The organism is Bacillus sp. FSL K6-1218 (assembly GCF_038006445.1).
GTDB classification, from domain to species: Bacteria; Bacillota; Bacilli; order Bacillales; family Bacillaceae_G; genus Bacillus_A; species Bacillus_A thuringiensis_S.
The window spans coordinates 5,008,818-5,028,192 of the sequence record NZ_JBBOVE010000001.1 but is presented as its reverse complement, the minus strand read 5'-3'; the positions used below and the strand labels follow the sequence as shown (position 1 = coordinate 5,028,192).

The window sequence follows — 19,375 nt, the reverse complement described above, 5'->3', positions numbered from 1 at the left end:
AATGCTACATTGCTTTTGGGAATACAATGGAGCATTTTACACCTTGAGCTGTGTTTTGTATTCCGTAAGGAAATTGATGTTTATCTAATATTTGTTTCACGATATATAATCCAAGACCGCTACCTTGTACTAAACCGTGTTTATCAGGGTTTGCACGATAGAAAGGCTCAAATAAATGAGCAAGTTTATCTTCATCAATTTGTGAACCTGTATTTAATACTTCTAATGCGTAACCGTTTGGTTTTTCATAAAGCTTTATATATACGTGCTGATGGTCAATTGTATAATGAATTGCATTTGAAATAATGTTAAAAATAGCAGTTTGAATAAATTTAGGATCAGCTAAAATTTGTACGTCGTGTTTAATATTAGATTGTACATTTAATTGTTTTACAGATACAAAGTAATCTACTTTCTTCATAACATCCTCAATAATATTAGATAAAGAAATGACTTCTAAATTCGGTTTAAATTGAGGGTTTTGTATTTTGGATAATTCCGACATTTTTTCCGTTAATATGTTAATGTCTTGCATCATTTCATAGGAACGTTTTAAATATTTATCTCTATCTTTATAAGCTCCAATTCCGTGAATCATGCCATCTAGTTGTCCCATAACCGCTGCGATTGGTGTTTTTAATTCATGGGATACCATAGACATAAATTCTTTACGAGATTGCTCTAATTGTTGTTCCTTTTTGAGCTCATTTCTTAAATCTTGATTGCTTGCATGTAAATTCTTCACAATATTTGGTACTTGTGAAGCGGCTACTTGCAAATTAAAATCTGTTTGATCTGTATTTTTGTTAAGTAGCTTTTTATCTGAGAAATCAAGATTCATAATATCTTTTAAAGCATCGCTCATATATTGAAAAGGTTTGGCAATTAGTTTTGTATAAATTAAAGATCCGAGTAGTGATAATGCAAGCATTGTCGCGCCAATATGTGGAGCTAATTGCTGCAACGCATCTGCTAACTTTGGATTATCATTTGTATCATTTGTTTTACTTGCTGCATTTTGTGTATGTAAGGCATCATTATTAGCGGCTTTCTTTTCTGCTTCTGTAAGCGGATTAGAAGTGCTATTTTTCCCCGAAAGGTTTTGTGTATGTTCTTTTGCTTTTGCAGTTTGGCTAGGCTGCAAAAGGTGATTGATAGCTGTAGAAAGAGATTTATAATCTATAATAGAAGATTGGAAATTGGAAATGCTTCCCTCTGACACAGCTTTATTTTGATTCGTTTTACTTTGATTGTTTTGCTTATCTAAATCCGCCTGTTCTGTAGTCGGCGTTCCATTTTCTTTCGCAAAACGTTCTTTATCGTAGTTTGAAGCTAGAAAGTAAATAATTTGATAAAGACAAAGTGATAAAAGAATACAAAATAATAAGGTTTTGATGAAAATATTTTTGGTGATGTTGTCTTTGCTACGATTCGATTTTGTAGCCAATGCCTTTCACCGTTTTAATATAAGTAATTCCTAATTTTTTTCTTAAGTTTTTAATATGTGTATCTATAACTCTTACATCACCATAATGTTCATAGCCCCATACCTTATTCAACAAATCACTTCTTGATAATACTTTTCCTCGATTTTGCAGTAAAGTATAAATAATTTCAAATTCTTTTGTTGTCAATTCAATTTGATTACCATGAACATAAGCTGCATATGCTGTAGAGTTTAACATCAATTCATGGAATTGTAGTATAGTTGCAGCTTCTGCTTCCTTCGTTGCTGCCCTTCTTAATACAGCCTCTACACGCTTAATAAATACAGTGTAATGGAACGGTTTCGTAATATAGTCATCAATACCTAACTCAAATCCTTTAATTTCACTTTCTTCATTATGTAAGCCTGTTAACATAATGATTGGTACATCAGATTGTCCTCGCATAATTTTACAAATACTATAGCCATCTATATCTGGTAACATTACATCGAGGAGGACAAGATCGTATGAATTTTTTTGGAAAAGAAGAATACCTTCTGTTCCAGCACCAACTACATCAACAGTAAAGTTTTGTGCCATTAGAAATTCACGAATTAGTTCTTGTATATCTGGGTTGTCTTCAATCACCAGTATATGCGTCATAGTAACACCTCCTAAATAACGCTTTTTACTGCAATATTCGAATTCATCATTTTTCGAGTGACTCAGATTGTTTATACATATAATAAGCCCCCGCTATAAAATAATCATGAAGGTAGCAAGGGGAATAGTTTAGTGTTACTGAATAGTTCAGAATTACAGTAGTTCTATTATAGTATGTATTATAAAATTTATAAAACATTATAACTGTATAATTTTAATATCTACGTTTATCAATGTTTAGATATCAGCTAATCAAATCTATTCCTATTATATATGTAAATACAGTTGTTTTGCTACTGTAAATGAATAAATAAAATAAGCCAAGACATAAAATTCTTGGCTACACATAAATCTTGTTTTTGGGCTATTTTACAGTGACAGTAGCTTGCTGCTGAACGCGCTCAAATAACCAGTGTATATCATTGTTATACATACGAATACAACCAAGTGTTGTTGCTTTGCCGATTGCTTGATTATTGTTAGTTCCGTGAATCGCATAAGTTGTTCCGTAAGTTCCTGCCATATTTAATCCGAGCCAACGGTCACCAAGTGGATTACGTGGATCGCCGCCTTTAATTTTGCCTGTATAATAAGGACGGTTTTTAATTTTATTTACGATTTGAAAAGTGCCTTTAGGTGTAGGTGTTGCAGCTTTTCCAGTAGCGACAGTAAAACTTTTTATAAATTTTCCATCCTGATAATAATCCATTTTATTTAACTGAGTGTCTACGATTAATTGATCTTTCGTTGTAGCTGCCTCTGCACTAGCGAATGGAAGAGTTAAAAATCCTAATGATAAAAGTGCGCTTAATAATAATTTTTTCATTGTTATTCTCCTTTTACTATCGTAAGAGTCTTACATACAATGAAGTTGTAATCCTCGTAATGCTTTATTTACATTTTCATCTAATGTTTCAAAGAATGTAGTGATTTTGCTGTTGTGTTTGTTGTTATCAATAAGTAATCTTTCATTTAATAAAAGCTCACCACGTAGTCCAAAACTTTGAACTTGAATATTTAGCTCATCTTCATTTTCAGAGATGATTGGTAAGAAATAATGAAAAGCTTTTGTTGGAATGATGTAGCTTTTGCCAATCATGCTTTCTTGATTTGAATTAATCCATTTTTTCGTGACAATTTTAATATTCTTTTTTGAAACGATAAAAGATAGTGTTGTAGATTTTGTTAAACTTACGTCAAATTCACTTGTTTCACAGATTTGTAAATTAAAAACGGTTTCATTTTGATGAGATTCAACATTTGTATTAATAAAATCGTGCATTTTATATGCTTCCATTTCGTATTCACCCTTTTTTCAATTTCGAAAAACGACTTATATTTATTCAAATTAATGCTTAGTCATATATTGGTTAAATTTTTCAACAAATTCCGATATAATCTTACAATACGTATATGAAGCTAATATGAAGTTAGCATGAGTTTGTGATGGTTTTTTATTGAGAACAAAATAAGAGAGGTTTTTTAGTGCTAAAAAATGGATAAAATCTGCATGTTATTAATGCGCCTTTTCGCTATTTCGACTTGAAAAATGATTTTTACTAATTAATAAAGAACGGAAATCATTAGTGTGACCCTTACAAAAATGTAATAAAAATGTAAGCTATTGTGATAGTTATTTCGACAATTTTTTTATACAATAATAGTAAGAAGTTGTACGTGATTGAAAGGAGAGATGACATGGAATGGATTCATGAATTATTTCAGCAATACGGGTACTATGTTGTACTTGTTGGCTTGCTGTTAGAATATATTGCACTTCCGTTTCCGGGAGAGCCGACATTAGCATATGCGGGATTTTTAGCGCAGAAGGGTGATTTAAGTTTACCGATTTTAATCATTCTATCCTTTATTGGGACAAGTGTAGGAATGACGATTCAATACTTTTTAGGAAATAAATTAGGTATGCCTTTCATTCAAAAGTATGGAAAATACGTATTTTTAACACAAAGAAAAATTGATTTAACGAGAATGTGGTTTGATAAGTATGGGTACTTCCTGATTTTTATTGGTTTCTTTATTCCTGGTGTACGTCATTTCACAGGATACTTTGCAGGAATTATTAATTTACCATTCCGTCGTTTTGCCATTACAATTTATTCAGGCGCTCTATTTTGGGTATCATTCTTCTTAATCGGTGGTTACTGGTTAGGTGGAAACTTACATGATATCTTTGGAGTGTTAGAAGGTCATATCGGTAAAATCATTTTTGGAGTGATTGTGATTGTAGCGGTTACGTTAAGTATTCGTTTCCGTAAGCAGTTAAAACGAGTATTACTACAAAACGCAAGCTAATATGAAATCCATTCTATGTCAGAATTTAGGAAGGCAGTGCAAAAGCACTGCCTTTTTTATTTTATCCCGCTATTTGCCGGGCAGTAAGACCCCCGCCTCAAAATTCAGCGGAGGCAAAGAAGTTAGGTGGGGGCCCTGCTGCCCGTAAAAGCCCGATTGGTGAGGGCTGATTAAAGTTTTACTTTATATTCCAATCTATTTTTAACTTTCCTTTTAGCTGATTTCCGCTAACTATAATGTAATAAGTTCCTGTCTTAATTGCCGCGAAATGATATGTATTAGGGCCAGCTGGAGCTAAGTAATTTTCTTCCTCTTGAAATTCACTAGCCATTTTTACGTCTCCCATATAGCCATTCGAATTTTCAGCTCGTGATTCAATGGTAAATTCTAATATGTCACCTCGTTTTAGTTCAATTGGGACTTTATGTTCACCACTAAAATGTTGAAAAGATGCTTCGAAAGAGTTATCTGTTTTTGTTTCGACCCATTGTTCTTTTGATGTTCCAAACCTTTCTAAATCTATTAAGTTGATTGTGATAAATATAATAAACATAATGCTTGGTACGAAATATTGTACCCACTTAAATTTTGTTGCTATGACTGTACATAAAAAGAAAGAAAGAGAACATACTGCTCCAATTGATCCGAGTAACAAGAACTGTATTAGACTAGCTTCTTTAAACATTAGGAAGGGAAGAAAAAATAAATAGCCGCAAAAAATATAAAGTAATATTGTCTTCAGTCTTGTATGTGTTTTTAATTTCAATTTATCGATACAAATAGAACAAACAATTGCATATGCAGCAAGAATAGGAACGAAGGGAACAAATAGTAGTTCTCGTAATCCAGCTAAGAAACTATATAATGTTTGTTGACTAGTTGTTAAGAGAAGCGTGCTAATAAGTGATAATAACAAGAAAGTCGCTGTAAGCTTAGTAAGAATATAGGAAAAAGTAGATATTTTATTCATATGTCACTTCCTTTGTTTAATATTTCACATTCATTATATAGGTTATTTCCATCATAATACATCTTTATTTTTGTCAATTATTAACGTCAAAATGACAATTATAATTGACAAAAATAAGGATATTATTTACAATTTTAATTAAATAAATGAAAAAGAGGGAAGACATGAAGCTTCAAAATCGAGTGAGGGAATTGCGAGCAAAGCATCGTTTATCACAAGGGGATTTAGGGAAAGCGATTGGATCATCACGGCAAACGATTAGTTTAATTGAGCGTGGGGATTATGCACCATCTATTGTATTGTCGTTAAAAATCGCACAAATTTTCAATGTATCGGTGGAGGAAATATTCACGTTAGTGGAGGGGGAAGAGGATGATGAAGAGTAAACGAAAAAAACAATTTGATTCTGTGGGGAAAATAGCATTAAGTATGATGGGTGGCTTTTTAACGTCTTATATAGCTTTAAATTTACTCTCGGATGAACCGAGAAAATTATCATCCAATACATTTATAGGTATATGTACTATTTTTGGAATCTTAATGATGTACTACACTTGGAAGAATACGCGTATGTTAGCGGAGGCACGCGATGAAGAAGAGAGCGTACAAGGCAGAAAATTAGGCATTATAAGTATATATTTACGTGTAGGTGATATAGTGACGCAGGCATGGTTTGTATATGCAGTTATTACATGTAGACGTGCACTGTTGCAGGATACTAATGTTTCATTTGCGGTGTGGAATTTAGTAGCTTCTATTGTTTGTTTAACTACTGTAGTGATTATCGGGCTCATAACAAAAAATCGTTATAATAAGCTATATCCTGAACAAGGTGTAACGTATATGGAATCTATGAAAATGTGGACGAAAAACGCAGATGAAGGATTAAAGCACATTGTGCATGAGGCTGGATATAAAGCGTATGAATTTACGAATACAATATTGGCATATGTATGGTGGGCTGCCGTTATATATACAGCTGCTAGTGATATCGATTTTGTGTTAATTGGTTTAATCTCATTTATTTGGATATTGCATCTCGGGAAGTTCATGTACGAAATGCAGAGAAAAATGATTTATTAAGGGGAGAAAAAGGTGGATATTTTAAGAAGGCCAGCTGGCTCAATGACAGTGGCGCTAATTCTGTCCATTTTATACGGAGTAATCCGAACTGGGAAATTAGAAGTAATTTTGAATCTATGGGCAATAGTTGGAATTGCATTGTTAGTGTTAGCCATTCATGAGTTAGGACATGTAGTATTTGGTGTAATAGTTGGTTTGACATTTAAATTTATGACAGTAGGACCCATTACTATTCAAAAAGAAAAAGGAAAATTACGCATTCGAGAAAATAAATTATGGGCGTACTTTGGAGGCGTTGCAACACTAGTACCACCTTCTATAGAGACACCTAACCTTTCGAAAAAATGGGCTTGGCTCACTTTAGGTGGACCGATTACGAGTTTACTATTTGGTATTACTTCCGGTTACATATACATGGTAAGTTATTATCAATATCTTTTATATTTTTCCTTTTTCCATTTTGCAATCTTTGCAGTTACAATTGTGCCGATAAAAGGAACACTTATGAGTGATGGGATGCAATTTCTTATTTTAATTAAAGATGATGAAAGAGCTAGAAATCATTTATATGAGATTCAAATATCGAGTGAGTTATTTAGTTATAAAAGACCGAAAGATTGGGATGAAAGATTAGTAGAACTTAGTGAGGAAAAAATAAAAGAGAATAAAGGCATAAGAGAGATAATGAGTAGACTTATGCTCGTCTTTTTTGCTCGTGCGGATCAAGAGGGAATGGAAAGAGCGATACCGTATATAAAACAAATTGTTCAACTACCTGTAACGAAAGAAAATAAGTTTTTCGTTAGTAGTTTTCATAGTTGGTACCTTTTATATAAAGCCCTTTATCAGATGGACAGTCTTTCTTTGCAAGAAGCAAAGGAACATGCAAAGGCCATTACAAAAATGGACCTAAACGGATATTACCGTACACAAGGAATTATTAAATATTTAGAGGGCAATATGGAAGCGTCCCGTATTTATATGAAGAAAGCTGATAAAGAATTAAAGAGTGCCGAGAAGAGTGAGATGGGATATTTACAATTAGAAAGAGAATGGTTGGAGCAGCTGAAAGAGAGGGTATCTTACGATGGGTGAGGTATCCTCTTTTTTATATGTCATCTTATGCCGTTCCATAAACAGCCTAGGGCGAGTAAAATAAGATAAGAAGAGCACAGCTTGGAGGAAGTAAATATGGAAATTTTATCAATTATTTTGATAGTCTTGCTCATTTATGTTGTTTTTAAAGTGGCATATGTAGCATTAAAGATACTCGCGATCCTATTAATTATCTTTTTAATCGTAGAGTTCGGCAGTAAGTTGCTTGGGGGATAGGGTATGTTGTGCATTTTGGATGTCTAAGGTTGTCGTTAAATCGATATCTTGTGCCGAATCGTCGATATAATGAAAAAATCGTTGATATAAGTGGAGAAACGATCGATATATTTGAAAAATCGTTGATATATTTTAGTGAATACGAAGTGGGGTATGTGGAAAAGAAGTTGCCGTTGGGTAGCTTCTTTTTATTGTAGTGCCGGTGTATGCAAACCAACATAAAAAAGCTGGAAGAATTCCTTCCAGCTTAAGAGTTACTTTCAATTTGGCGACCGCTATCTTCTTCATTGTCTTGTAATAGGTTGAATACGTCTGCTAAGCAGAATGCAATGAACCAAGTCCATAGACCGTGGAAGAAAGCTGAGCTTAATTGAAGTGGTAATGTATAGTTTGTCATTGAGTAGGAAATACATCCACCAACGATTCCAATCATTGTTAATAACATTGTTTTCTGAGCATTTTCTTCTGGATTGAAGAGGAAGTAAATGTATCCGCCTAAAATTGAAGCGCTTACAAGTGTTTCGATTCCATTAAAAATGATATTCTCTCCAAGCTGTGTGTTTGTCCAGAAACAAATCGTACCGCCGATAATAGCAAACAGGACAGCTATTGTATATCGTATATATTGATTCATATTTTCATCTCCCTATGTAATAAGATGATTTGGAAGTCAAAAAGGTAGGTATAGTATATTGAAGTGAGTTTTAATTGTACGTATCTTTTTATAAAAAGATCATTGAAGAGTAACTAAGATGATCGGTTGTTTAAACCGTTACGTGTATGGTGTCTGAAATATACCCGACTGCTCGTTTCTTTTTGCTTGTAAAATAAGAGAAACTTCCAAGTCTATATACTCTTTTTTTGTGAGTCTGATTTCATTATAACACATTTAGGGACATAATAATAGAATTATCTGATTTTGTAATAAGTGTAAAAAATAAAAAGCGCAAGGAAATACCATTAACAATGCAGTTTAGTGGAAGAAGGATTTTAATTTATTATGATGAAATATGTAATCAAGGTGAGATCTAAGAAGGAGGCTTAAATACAATAAAAAATGTTTTGTAACATGAATGTAAGGGAGGGGAGCTAACTTGGAGATCACAACAGAAAGATTAATAATTAGACCTTTTAAGAGTACTGATTTACAGGATGTATTTGCTATTTATAATAATGATGATACATGTAAGTTCCTATTACATAATAAGTGGACTCATGAAGACATGCAGAAAAGATTTAATAAGAAGCTAGCAAACAATGTACTTACTGAAGAATCAATATTAAGTTTGGCAGTTATATACAAGACTAAAGTAGTTGGTGATTTATCCGTATGGTACACAAATATGAAGGACACTGTTGAGATTGGTTATAGTTTTTCAAATGAAGTAGCTGGAAGAGGTTTGGCAACAGAAGCAGTAAGTAGTTTGGTATTTAAATTATTTAATGAATGTAATGTACATCGTATACAAGCTAATCTTGATGCACGTAATACAGCTTCAAAAAAATTGTGTGAACGAATAGGCATGAGAAAGGAAGCCCATTTCATACAAGATTTTTGGAATAAAAATGAATGGACAGATAGTTTTGTATATGGAATGCTATCCTCCGATTTGTAGTAATAAACTTCGTGATTTTATTATGCTAAAGGGTGCGTTAGTTGAATAACAAAGGGCGTAACATAGTATATATGACTAATATGTTATGCCCTTTAATGTATTAACCTTTTTTATATACGTTTGAAACGGCCGACAATTTCAACTGTTTCAGTAATGTTCATAAATGCTTTGTTATCCACTTGACGGATAATACGTTTCATTTCGCCTAACTCATAGCGAGTCACGACAGTGTAAATCATTTTTTTCTTATGGTTTGTATAGCCGCCGACAGCGTCTACCATTGTCACCCCGCGTATGCCGTGATGTAGTAGTGCGCTTTTTATTTCCTCGCCTTTTTCTGTAATAGTCATTATCGTTAATTTAATATGTTTCGTATGCACAGCATCGATAACTTTGCTGACTACAAATCGACTAATTAACGTATAAAGTGTAATATCCCATCCGAAAATAAAACCTGCTGCGACAAGTAAGATTAAGTTGAATACAAATATGATTGCTCCAATTGAAACATCTCGATATTTCGCTACAATCAATCCAACAACATCAAAACCACCTGTTGAAGAAGCAAATCGGAATATAATTCCTGAAGCTGCTCCGCAGATAACACCACCGAATACAGAAGAAAGTAAAATATCGTCTGAAACTTGGTGTACCGGGATAATGTTCATCGCTAAAGATGACACAGCTACAAAGTACGCTGTTAAAAAGGTTGTCTTCTTGCCTAAGTAAAAGTGACTTAAAATAAGAAGAGGAATGTTTAGTAAAAAGATAAGTGCACCGATATTGTAGTGCATTAAATAACCGATAATCATCCCTACACCAGCGAATCCACCGCTAATCATATTATGCGGGATAAAAAACATATTCATAGAAATTGCATACAAAATAGAAGCTATAAAAATAACAACCAACTGAATCATAAATTCTAAATGAAATGTTTTAGCTGCTGGGAAGGATAAAAAGGCGGTGTCGGGAACGTAATCGGCGTCTCCTAGTTGACCCATAGTATGTTTCATCTCCATATTCATTTTTGATTACAAGAAGAGAATAAAGGTTTTTTCAAAAACTGGCAATAGTTTTATTATAATGCAAAAATTTTATAAATTTCTAATAAATCAAGCCTATTCATTGATGTGCGTGAATATACTAAAGAAAGCGAATACAACGTTTCTTAATTATTGTTTTCTTGAGAAAATATGCAAAATACTTTTTTTGAAAATAAAAGGAAATAGAGAATGTTTGCCTAATGTGCTAAAATGACCTTATTAAGGATGTGAAGCGATGGAATTTTTATTGCAGGATGCAATTTTATATATATCGTTTGTAACGACGGCACTTTGTTTATTAGAAGTTTTCTTCCTTGCTAATGTTTCTCGCTTTGTGCGTCAACAAGCATCAAGCGGTAGACAAAGAGCTTTTACGTTAGTTGATACATGTGAAGATAGTGCGGGAAATGTACCGCTATTTTCTATTTTTTATAAATATGGGATGATTCGTTCTGTACGCAGACAAGAATCAAGTGAAGAGAATGACGAGGTCGGTCCGTATACACCAATGTTTCGCTAAATAATTACGAAACATTGGAGGAATGAACATGTTAAAATCATACCGAGCTGTGCTCGTTAGTTTATCATTATTACTTGTTTTTGTTTTATCTGGTTGCAGTAATGCGGCCCCAATTGATGCACATAGTACTGGGATTTGGGATCATTATTTTGTATATCCAATCTCGTTTATGATTCAATTTGTCGCTCATCATATACCTGGAGCTAGCTTTGGGATTGCCATCATTATTATGACGCTCGTTATTCGTTCAGCAATGATTCCATTAGCTGTTTCGCAATATCGCAGCCAAGCGAAAATGAAGAAAATGCAACCTGAATTGCAGAAGTTAAAGAAAAAGTACGGTGATGTAGGCAAAGATCTTGAAAAACAAAAGCAGTATCAAAAAGAAATGTCAGAACTAATGAAATCAGGCGGTTGGAATCCACTTGCTGGTTGCTGGCCAATTTTTATACAAATGCCGATTTTCTCTGCTTTGTATTATGCGATTAGTAGAACGGAAGAGATTCGCACATCTTCGTTTTTATGGGTGAACTTAGGACATGCAGATCCATATCATATATTACCGATTATTGCAGCGTTAACGACATTTATTCAGATGAAAGTTTTCCAATCTAATATTACACCTGGAGAACAAGTACAGATGCTAAAGATGCAGCAAATTATGATGCCGGCAATGATTCTATTTATGGGGTTTGCGGCGCCATCAGGACTTGTATTGTACTGGATAACAGGTAACTTATTTACAATGACACAAACAATTGTATTAAGAAAAATAATGGAACGTGAAGAGTTACAATTACAAAAAGCATAGAGAAACACCGCTCATTACGAGCGGTGTTTTTTATTTGCATCGTTAAGGAAATTTTAAGAAACCAACATTACTATTGGCATTGTATACGAAAGTGTACATGCTTTAGAAATATGAAGGAGGAAATTTCCTATGAAGAAGAAAACAGTTGGGTATTTAGCGATTGCAGGTGCTTTATCATTCGGAATCATTGGAGGAGTCGGTATTCCGGCATTCGCGGCAACGAATACTCCAGCAGCTGAACAGTCTACAAAAACGGCGAAAAAGGATTTGGATGACGCTACAAAACAAAAAGTAAAAACAATTATGGACGATACAAAGAAACAGTTAGAGGAACTAGGTGTAAAGCTTCCGGAGAAAGAGAAGCGTAAAGACATGTTTGCAGGATTAGATGATCAGGCGAAAGCAAAAGCGAAGTCGATTTTAGAGCAAAAGAAGTTTGGAAAATTAACGCATGAGCAAGCAAAAGAGGAATTAACAAAGCTAGGCGTGAAAATGCCGGAGAAAGGTAAACATGGAGACATGTTTGCTAACTTAGATGAACAGGCGAAAGAGAAAGCGAAGTCGATTTTAGAGCAAGAAAAGTCCGGTAAATTAACACGTGAACAAGCACAAGAGGAATTAACAAAGTTAGGCGTGAAAATGCCAGAGAAGGGTAAGCATAAAGACATCCTTGCTGACTTAGATGAAGCAACGAAAGAAAAAGTGAAGTCAATTTTTGAACAAGAAAAGTCGGGGAAATTAACGCATGAACAAGCAAAAGAAGCATTAATAAAACTAGATGTAAAACTTCCAGAGAAAGAGAAGCATGAAGACATCTTTGCGGGATTAGATGAGGCAACGAAAGAAAAAGCGAAAGCGATTTTAGAGAATGAAAAGAAACAATTAGAGGCGTTGAATGTGAATCTTCCACATCACAAATTTTTTATGAAAAAAGATGAGAAATAATTGAGTGAAGTCGTATCTTTCGTGTGGGCAACCGGAAGGTACGTGCGAGGACCGATTTCTGTCAGCAGAAATCGGTCCCTTTTAATGATTCAATAAAATTTTTTTCATTGTTAGTATGTATCCAAAGACGCAGTAGAAGATTGCAAAACCGATAAACACTTCCGTATATTGATATTTACCCAATACGTAGAAGGAAAGAGTGGGTATAATAGCTACCGCTAAAACGCTATAACCAGGATACTTGTGCCGATGCATGATAGCGAATAGAACAGAAAGAAACGTAGCGATGATACAAAAGAAAGCAATCATTATTGGTACACCTCCTAAATGGATTGTACCATTTTTAGAGAAATAGAGAAGTTTTGTATCTTTTGTTATAATATAAGAAGAGAAATATTTCCTATGTTATATAAAAAAATATATTGATTTTTTCTAACAATTCAATATAATGAACAATAACTACAAAATTCGACATCAAGAAGTGATGATGAGGACACGATTAATTTTTTACGATTCCCAGAGAGGGAAGCCTTTGGCTGTGAGCTTCCTAATACGGAAAAATAGATTACCACCTCTGAACTGCAGCAGTGAACGAACATCTAGTAATTGCTTGCCGGCAAAAACCGTTATTTAGACTTGAGAAATTGGTGAAGTGTGTTACTTTACGAATTGAAACAAGGGTGGAACCACGAATACAACACTCGTCCCTTTTTAGGGAGGAGTGTTTTTTTATTTCATTTTTGCATCACACTAGGATTGGAAGGAGGATACGCAGCATGCATCATGATGAGAAGAACAAAATTGGTTTAACGGTAGCACTTTCTATCGTAGTAGGAACGATTATTGGATCTGGTGTGTTTATGAAACCAGGGAGCGTATTAGATTACTCGGGGAGTTCTAATATGGCCATTCTTGCTTGGGTAATTGGTGGTCTGTTGACGCTAGCAAGTGGTTTAACAGTAGCTGAAATTGGAGCGCAAATCCCGAAAAATGGTGGGTTGTATACGTATTTAGAGGAGATTTACGGAAGTTTTTGGGGATATTTATCAGGTTGGATGCAAACAATTGTTTATGGACCTGCTATTATCGGAACATTAGGTTTATACTTTAGTTCTTTAATGATTAATTTTTTCTATTTAGATAAAGTATGGAATTTACCAATCGCAATTGGAACGGTTGTTTTCCTTGGCGTTGTAAATAGTATGGGAACAAAATACGGAGGTATCGTTCAAACAATCACGACAATTGGGAAGATGATTCCGATTGTGTTAATTGTTGTGCTAGGTTTCTGGAAAGGGAATAGCGATATTTTTAACGTAGTTGTGCCAATATCGGAAAATCAAAGTATCGGTATGGCAATTTTAGCAACGTTATTTGCTTATGACGGTTGGATTTTACTTGCTTCGATTGGTGGAGAAATGAAGAATCCAACAAAGTTATTACCGAAAGCAATGACAGTGGGGATTTTAATCGTAACAGCTGCTTACGTATTGATTAACTTGGCGTTATTAAATGTATTACCAGCAGCGAAAATTGTAGACCTTGGAGAAAATGCAACAGCGACAGCTGCTGGTATGTTACTTGGAGAATATGGTGGGAAAATTATTAGTATCGGTATTATCGTTTCTATTTTCGGTTGTTTAAATGGAAAGATTTTAACGTTCCCACGTATTCCAATGTCTATGGCAGAACGTGGACAACTTCCATTTGCTAAATTTATTGCAAAGGAAAGTCCGAGATTTAAAACACCAGCAAATGCGATTACTGTTGAAATCATTTTAGGAATTATTTTAATGATTATTAGTGATCCAAATAAGCTATCTGAGATTTCCGTATTCATTATTTATATTTTCTATGTAATGACGTTTATTGGTGTCTTCATTTTAAGGAAACGTAATAAGAATAAAGAGCGTGCATATAGTGTACCGTTATTCCCAATCGTACCAATCGTTGCGATTTTAGGTTCGTTCTTTGTAATCGGTAGTGCGATTATTAACGATCCAGTAAGTTGTTTCTTATCAATTGGAATTGTCTTTACGGGACTTCCGGTGTATTGGTACTTGAATAAAAAGAAAGAAACAGAATGATGGAAGGGTAGGCGTATAATACGCCTACCTTTTTTACTGTAAAAAAATTGTACTTGCGTCCACTTTCTATTTTGGTTACTATAGTCGTAGTAACCAAAATAGAAAGCGTGGGGAAAGACTTGAATTTTCGTGTTTATATTTTAGCTATCGCGGCTTTCGTAGTCGGAACGGTTGAGCTAATTATAGGAGGAACGCTTGACTTAGTTGCCAACGACTTAGGAGTATCTATTAGCGCAGCTGGTCAGCTTATAACAATATTTTCAGTAGTATTTGCTTTGTCAGGTCCAGTTTTATTAGCTTTGACAGGGAAGTTTGAAAGAAAAAAATTGTATGTTGGAGCATTATCGATTTTCTTAATCGGAAATATTATTTCGGCATTTAGTGTGAATTACGGAATGCTAATGTTCTCAAGGGTTATTTGTGCGGCGAGTGGTTCATTAATTATTGCACTATCGGTAACACTTGCTTCTAGTGTAGTAGAACCGCATTTTCGTGCGCGTGCAATTGGAATCATTTTTATGGGAATTAGTGGATCACTTGTACTTGGAGTACCGCTTGGTCTTGTACTCGGAAATGCATACGGATGGCGTGCGCCATTTGTATTAATTTCGATATTAACAGTTATGGCAATTGCTTGTATTTCATTGTTCTTAACGAAAGTACCACCGACATCGGTATTATCAATAAAAGAACAACTTGCTACTTTAAAAGATAAAAAAATTGTAAGTGCACAGTTAACATCATTTTTGTTTTTAACGGGGCATTTAACATTGTATGCATATTTAACACCGTTTTTAAAAGATGTCATGCATGTTGAAGCAAATTGGATTAGTGTGTTTTACTTCATTTTCGGAATCGCAGCAGTAATTGGTGGCGGCTTTGGTGGCTGGCTTGCTGATAAATGGGGATCGAAGAAAAGTATTATCTCGATTATTATCGTATTTGCATGTGCAATCTTCATGTTGCCATTAATGACATTCTCATTCCCGCTCTTCATCATTATGATGGGACTTTGGAGTATGCTGAGCTGGGCGATTTCACCAGCACAGCAAAATTATTTAATTGAAATTGCACCGGAATCAGCTGGTATCCAGCAAGGTTTAAATAACTCTGCGCTTCATTTAGGAATTGCACTCGGTTCAACAGTAGGCGGAGTTGTTATTGAAAAATCATCTGTTATATATAACGCTTGGGTAGGCGGTGGCTTTATTATATTAGCACTGCTTTGCGCGATTTTCTCGATTACGAGAGGACGCTCTACTCAGCTTGCAAAAAAAGAATCTATCGTTTGATAGGTTCTTTTTTATTTGTAAAAAATTGCAGGTTTTAGTAGAGAGATGGAGAAAAGGGTGTATAGCGAGGTGAGGTATATGTATACGAATTTTTCAATTATTGGTCTTCTAATTTCAATGCTCCCTTTGTTTCTTATTATTCTTGCACTTAGATGGGTTCGTTTCATCTATAAAAATTCAGAGAAACAGGTAGAGCAAAATGAGAAAATTATTGAGCTGTTGATGGATATAAAGGAACAGAATAAAAAGGAGTCTAGTTGAAAAACTAGACTCCTTTTTATTATTTAATTAGTACCTCAACTTCATCAACAAACTCTTAATTTCCTCATCTTCCATAAAGAGATCGTGGTGTTTTTGAGTAATCTTTGCAAGTGCAACGTCGTGATAGAAAAATTCTGTAAAGAACTTTACGAAAGGTTGTGACATTGTTTTCATCGCTTGCCATGACTCTTGTTCTACGCCAGCAAATAAAATTTCACGATCGTCAACGATGAGTAGCAAGTAGCGCTCTAATGCATTAGGCTCTTCAGCTGGGATTAGAAAATGCATGTTTTCTAAGTCTGTTTCTACTTCTCCAACAATAAGGGATTCAATTTGAACACCTTGTTTTGCTTTTTGTTCTAGTAAAGGAAGATATTCTAAAAGAGTATCATTCCAAGCTGAAATACGGATTGATTCTTTTGCACTTTCAATGAGTTCTTTACTTTGAACTCGAATAGAAGATTGCATCTTTAAGCTCCAAACACGGTCATCTGTAAATGATTTTTTTGATATATTTGTTTCCAGTTCTTTAATATTTGATTGAAATTCTGTCGTTAATTTTTCAATTGCTAGCTTTAGTGGTAATGCTGTATACAATTTTTTCTTTTCTGAAACAGAATCCATTACCATTCCTTTATCGATTAGGCGTGCTAGTACTTCATATATTTTTGCTTTTGGAACACCTGAATGCTTCACAATTGTTGTAGCATCTAATGGTTCATTGCTTGATACGACAACTTCATAAGCTTGGCTTTCATATTGTGAGAAACCGAATTTTTGTAACATAGTTCCCTCCGAACGAATGAGATTATATTTTAAGGATAATGAACTATTTGTTTTTGCACAAGTGGTATTCCTTTTTCTAATTGTATTAAGGTGAGAATTAATTTCAATTTTTTAATTTTATCTATTATACTTAATATAATGATTAATAAGTTTTTAATTTAATGCGAAGGGGATGCTGGGGGGAAGATGTTAAGAAGTTTACGTTTAAAAATTGCGGTAGTGTTTTCAGTTCTTATTTCTATGATGTTCGTAATATTGGGTACAGCTGTGTATCAATTACAGAAAGAAAAGGAAGTGCGTTCCTTAGACGAGTATTCTCAAAATGCGATGGATCTTGTGACAGAGCAACTTACGACATTTGTTCAAAGAACGGATGAAGATATGGGGTATTACGCGAACAGTGAGATGATTCGTAATATACTTCAAGGTGGGGTTACTCCAGAAGAGGAAGCGTTTTTAACGAAAGAGTTTGCGGAGTATAAAAAGAATCATCCTGGTATTTTAGATTTATATATTGGTACGAAAGATAAAAAAACATTAAGTGCCAATCTTGCTGAAGGTGGGCAAGTGCCAGAAGGATATGATCCAACGACAAGACCATGGTATAAAGATTCAGAGGCTGATGTAAAAAAGGTCCATTGGGGACAACCTTCTTATGAAATTGCAACAGGAAAGTTAAGTGTAGGTGTTTCTAAAGCAATTACAGCTCAAGATGGGTCTGTATTAGGCGTTGTTGCGATGGATGTATCGCTTGGGACGATTCAGAAGTTGCTTCACAATATTCAATACAATAATGACGGAGAAATGTTTATTATAAATGATAAAAATATGGCTCTTGTTTATCCAGAAAAGATAGGGAAAGATGTTTCTAAAGAGCCACTTATAAAGAGCTTAAATAAAGAGGTAACAAAATATGCGGTCACTACAATAAAAGGTGAAGATGTAGTTGTTTATAGTCAATCATTTGATACGATGAAATGGACGATAGGAATCTTTTATCCGAAAGAAACGATCGATGGGCTATTAAATAGTACGAGAAATACAGTTATTATAATGGCATGTATTAGTTTATTAGTTGGAATCGTAGCTTCCTACTTGTTCTCAAGAAGATTAGCAAGACCACTGCAACTATTAAAGAATCACGTGCAAAAAGTAGCAGAAGGCGATTTAACGCTGCGAATGAAAGTGACAAGTAAAGATGAAGTTGGAGAGTTGACTAAGCACTTTAATGATATGGTTGAACAAATGAATGAAATGGTAAGTAAAATTAAAAACAGCGTATCAACGGTGCAACAATCAACGAATAGTTTACATTATTTAACGAACGAAACAGTAGCGGCTAGTAGAGAAGTTTCAGGAGCGATGGATGATGTGAGCGGAGGAGCTTCTACTCTTGCGAATAGTGTGGATGAAGTTTCAGCTCAGCTCGAGAATATGGCAGAGTCAGTGGAACAAATGAATAGCTCCGTTGGTGAAATAAAAGGAGTGGCTGGCAAAGCGGAAGAGGCATCTAAGCAAGGATTAAATACAATGAGGAATTTAATCCGTACGAGGGGACAATCATCTTCGATTGTTGTTCATACAGAAGAAGCATCGGATAAGTTAGAACAAAGAGTTGGATCGATTCAAAATGTTGTTGAGCTTATAAAAGGTATTTCGGATCAAACAAATTTACTTGCTTTAAATGCATCGATTGAAGCTGCCCGTGCAGGTGAGCAAGGTAAGGGATTTGCGGTTGTTGCTGAAGAGGTTCGGAAATTAGCGGAACAATCAAAAGAGGCAACCGGAGAAATCACAATGATGATTGGTGATGTACAATTAGAAGTAAAAAGGGTTGTAGAAGTTGTAAGTAAATTGAAAGACATTGCAGATGTGCAAAATAAAGTGACGACAGAGGCGGAAATGGAGTTCCGTACAATTATGTCAGTTGTAAATACGATTAGTACTTCAGTTGAAAAAATTGTAGAAGAGGTACATAACATAGGTTATGAGCAAGGGGAAATTACAGCGGTAATGCATACAATTGCTGGTACGAGTCAAGAAAGTGCAGCTGTTTCTGAAGAGGTACATGCTGCAACGGAATCACAGGTGAATCATTTAGAAAAGGTAGCTCACACGATGGAAAGTTTGACAGAACATATGAGAGATTTAGAAAGATTAGTCGAGCAGTTTAAAGTGGAAGAGTAACATATTAGTAAAATGATGAGGATTTCGGTAAAATAG

Annotated in this window: 22 protein-coding genes and 1 other annotated feature; of the genes, 14 read left to right on the top strand and 8 right to left on the bottom strand. The window is 34.5% G+C overall.

Features of this window, described 5'->3' with window-relative positions; all coding sequences use genetic code 11:
* Positions 1–4 precede the first annotated feature (4 nt).
* From MHI26_RS25910 to MHI26_RS25895, 4 genes are all read right to left on the bottom strand, one after another.
* On the bottom strand, positions 5–1,447 hold the full coding sequence (locus MHI26_RS25910; protein WP_000201955.1) for a sensor histidine kinase: 1,443 nt from the start codon (positions 1,445–1,447) through the stop codon (positions 5–7).
* Positions 1,425–2,090 carry a response regulator transcription factor gene (locus MHI26_RS25905; RefSeq protein ID WP_000148834.1) on the bottom strand — a complete coding sequence of 222 codons (666 nt, stop codon included), beginning with the start codon at positions 2,088–2,090 and terminating at the stop codon, positions 1,425–1,427. The genes MHI26_RS25910 and MHI26_RS25905 overlap by 23 nt, the downstream gene beginning before the upstream one ends.
* Positions 2,091–2,454: 364 nt before the next feature.
* Positions 2,455–2,916, bottom strand: coding sequence for a L,D-transpeptidase (locus MHI26_RS25900; protein WP_000735057.1), 462 nt, complete (start codon positions 2,914–2,916; stop codon positions 2,455–2,457).
* 30 nt (positions 2,917–2,946) lie between these two features.
* Positions 2,947–3,387 (bottom strand): DUF3978 family protein, encoded by a 441-nt coding sequence (locus MHI26_RS25895; RefSeq protein WP_000388768.1) that lies wholly within the window; start codon positions 3,385–3,387, stop codon positions 2,947–2,949.
* Positions 3,388–3,788: 401 nt separating this feature from the next.
* On the opposite strand from MHI26_RS25895, the gene MHI26_RS25890 reads away from it, so the two are divergent.
* Positions 3,789–4,403, top strand: coding sequence for a DedA family protein (locus MHI26_RS25890; RefSeq protein ID WP_061666126.1), 615 nt, complete (start codon positions 3,789–3,791; stop codon positions 4,401–4,403).
* A gap of 178 nt (positions 4,404–4,581) precedes the next feature.
* Here the strand turns inward: MHI26_RS25890 and MHI26_RS25885 are convergent, their stop codons facing one another.
* Positions 4,582–5,373 (bottom strand): hypothetical protein, encoded by a 792-nt coding sequence (locus MHI26_RS25885; protein ID WP_061666029.1) that lies wholly within the window; start codon positions 5,371–5,373, stop codon positions 4,582–4,584.
* A gap of 164 nt (positions 5,374–5,537) precedes the next feature.
* On the opposite strand from MHI26_RS25885, the gene MHI26_RS25880 reads away from it, so the two are divergent.
* From MHI26_RS25880 to MHI26_RS25860, 5 genes are all read left to right on the top strand, one after another.
* Positions 5,538–5,759, top strand: a complete 222-nt coding sequence (locus MHI26_RS25880; RefSeq protein ID WP_000776170.1) for a helix-turn-helix transcriptional regulator — start codon at positions 5,538–5,540, stop codon at positions 5,757–5,759.
* Positions 5,749–6,456 carry a DUF3169 family protein gene (locus tag MHI26_RS25875; RefSeq protein ID WP_000837717.1) on the top strand — a complete coding sequence of 236 codons (708 nt, stop codon included), beginning with the start codon at positions 5,749–5,751 and terminating at the stop codon, positions 6,454–6,456. Before MHI26_RS25880 ends, MHI26_RS25875 begins: the two co-directional genes overlap by 11 nt.
* Before the next feature lie 42 nt (positions 6,457–6,498).
* A complete protein-coding gene (locus MHI26_RS25870) occupies positions 6,499–7,551 on the top strand; it encodes a site-2 protease family protein (protein ID WP_061666031.1) in 1,053 nt (350 codons plus the stop codon).
* 96 nt (positions 7,552–7,647) lie between these two features.
* Positions 7,648–7,788: a DUF3985 family protein gene (locus tag MHI26_RS25865; RefSeq protein WP_000404758.1), complete on the top strand. Its 141-nt coding sequence runs from the start codon at positions 7,648–7,650 to the stop codon at positions 7,786–7,788.
* A gap of 8 nt (positions 7,789–7,796) precedes the next feature.
* Positions 7,797–7,985 carry a hypothetical protein gene (locus MHI26_RS25860; protein WP_340994554.1) on the top strand — a complete coding sequence of 63 codons (189 nt, stop codon included), beginning with the start codon at positions 7,797–7,799 and terminating at the stop codon, positions 7,983–7,985.
* Between the two features lie 50 nt (positions 7,986–8,035).
* On the opposite strand, the gene MHI26_RS25855 is transcribed toward MHI26_RS25860, so the two are convergent.
* Positions 8,036–8,422, bottom strand: a complete 387-nt coding sequence (locus tag MHI26_RS25855; RefSeq protein WP_001077773.1) for a DUF3938 domain-containing protein — start codon at positions 8,420–8,422, stop codon at positions 8,036–8,038.
* A 460-nt stretch (positions 8,423–8,882) separates the two neighbouring features.
* On the opposite strand from MHI26_RS25855, the gene MHI26_RS25850 reads away from it, so the two are divergent.
* The gene (locus tag MHI26_RS25850; protein WP_000406910.1) at positions 8,883–9,404 is read left to right on the top strand and encodes a GNAT family N-acetyltransferase; all 522 of its coding nucleotides are present in this window, start codon (positions 8,883–8,885) and stop codon (positions 9,402–9,404) included.
* 110 nt (positions 9,405–9,514) lie between these two features.
* Here MHI26_RS25850 and MHI26_RS25845 read toward each other — a convergent pair whose 3' ends face one another.
* Positions 9,515–10,408 (bottom strand): YitT family protein, encoded by an 894-nt coding sequence (locus MHI26_RS25845; protein WP_000530044.1) that lies wholly within the window; start codon positions 10,406–10,408, stop codon positions 9,515–9,517.
* Positions 10,409–10,685: 277 nt separating this feature from the next.
* On the opposite strand from MHI26_RS25845, the gene MHI26_RS25840 reads away from it, so the two are divergent.
* From MHI26_RS25840 to MHI26_RS25815, 6 genes are all read left to right on the top strand, one after another.
* Entirely contained in the window at positions 10,686–10,970 is a 285-nt protein-coding gene (locus tag MHI26_RS25840; protein WP_000394934.1) for a hypothetical protein, read from the top strand.
* Positions 10,971–10,998: 28 nt separating this feature from the next.
* On the top strand, positions 10,999–11,781 hold the full coding sequence (gene yidC, locus MHI26_RS25835; protein ID WP_000920529.1) for a membrane protein insertase YidC: 783 nt from the start codon (positions 10,999–11,001) through the stop codon (positions 11,779–11,781).
* 129 nt (positions 11,782–11,910) lie between these two features.
* Complete coding sequence (locus MHI26_RS25830; protein WP_061666028.1) at positions 11,911–12,726, top strand: hypothetical protein; 816 nt, start codon at positions 11,911–11,913, stop codon at positions 12,724–12,726.
* A gap of 475 nt (positions 12,727–13,201) precedes the next feature.
* Positions 13,202–13,438 (top strand) — a binding site (T-box leader).
* A gap of 64 nt (positions 13,439–13,502) precedes the next feature.
* The gene (locus MHI26_RS25825; protein ID WP_000546310.1) at positions 13,503–14,813 is read left to right on the top strand and encodes an APC family permease; all 1,311 of its coding nucleotides are present in this window, start codon (positions 13,503–13,505) and stop codon (positions 14,811–14,813) included.
* A 107-nt stretch (positions 14,814–14,920) separates the two neighbouring features.
* Positions 14,921–16,105, top strand: a complete 1,185-nt coding sequence (locus MHI26_RS25820) for an MFS transporter (protein WP_003308114.1) — start codon at positions 14,921–14,923, stop codon at positions 16,103–16,105.
* A 78-nt stretch (positions 16,106–16,183) separates the two neighbouring features.
* On the top strand, positions 16,184–16,366 hold the full coding sequence (locus MHI26_RS25815) for a hypothetical protein (RefSeq protein WP_000288472.1): 183 nt from the start codon (positions 16,184–16,186) through the stop codon (positions 16,364–16,366).
* 27 nt (positions 16,367–16,393) lie between these two features.
* Here MHI26_RS25815 and MHI26_RS25810 read toward each other — a convergent pair whose 3' ends face one another.
* Positions 16,394–17,152, bottom strand: a complete 759-nt coding sequence (locus tag MHI26_RS25810) for a TrmB family transcriptional regulator (RefSeq protein ID WP_000939479.1) — start codon at positions 17,150–17,152, stop codon at positions 16,394–16,396.
* Between the two features lie 186 nt (positions 17,153–17,338).
* Here MHI26_RS25810 and MHI26_RS25805 point away from each other — a divergent pair, with 186 nt between their 5' ends.
* On the top strand, positions 17,339–19,339 hold the full coding sequence (locus MHI26_RS25805; protein WP_061666026.1) for a methyl-accepting chemotaxis protein: 2,001 nt from the start codon (positions 17,339–17,341) through the stop codon (positions 19,337–19,339).
* Positions 19,340–19,375 lie beyond the last annotated feature (36 nt).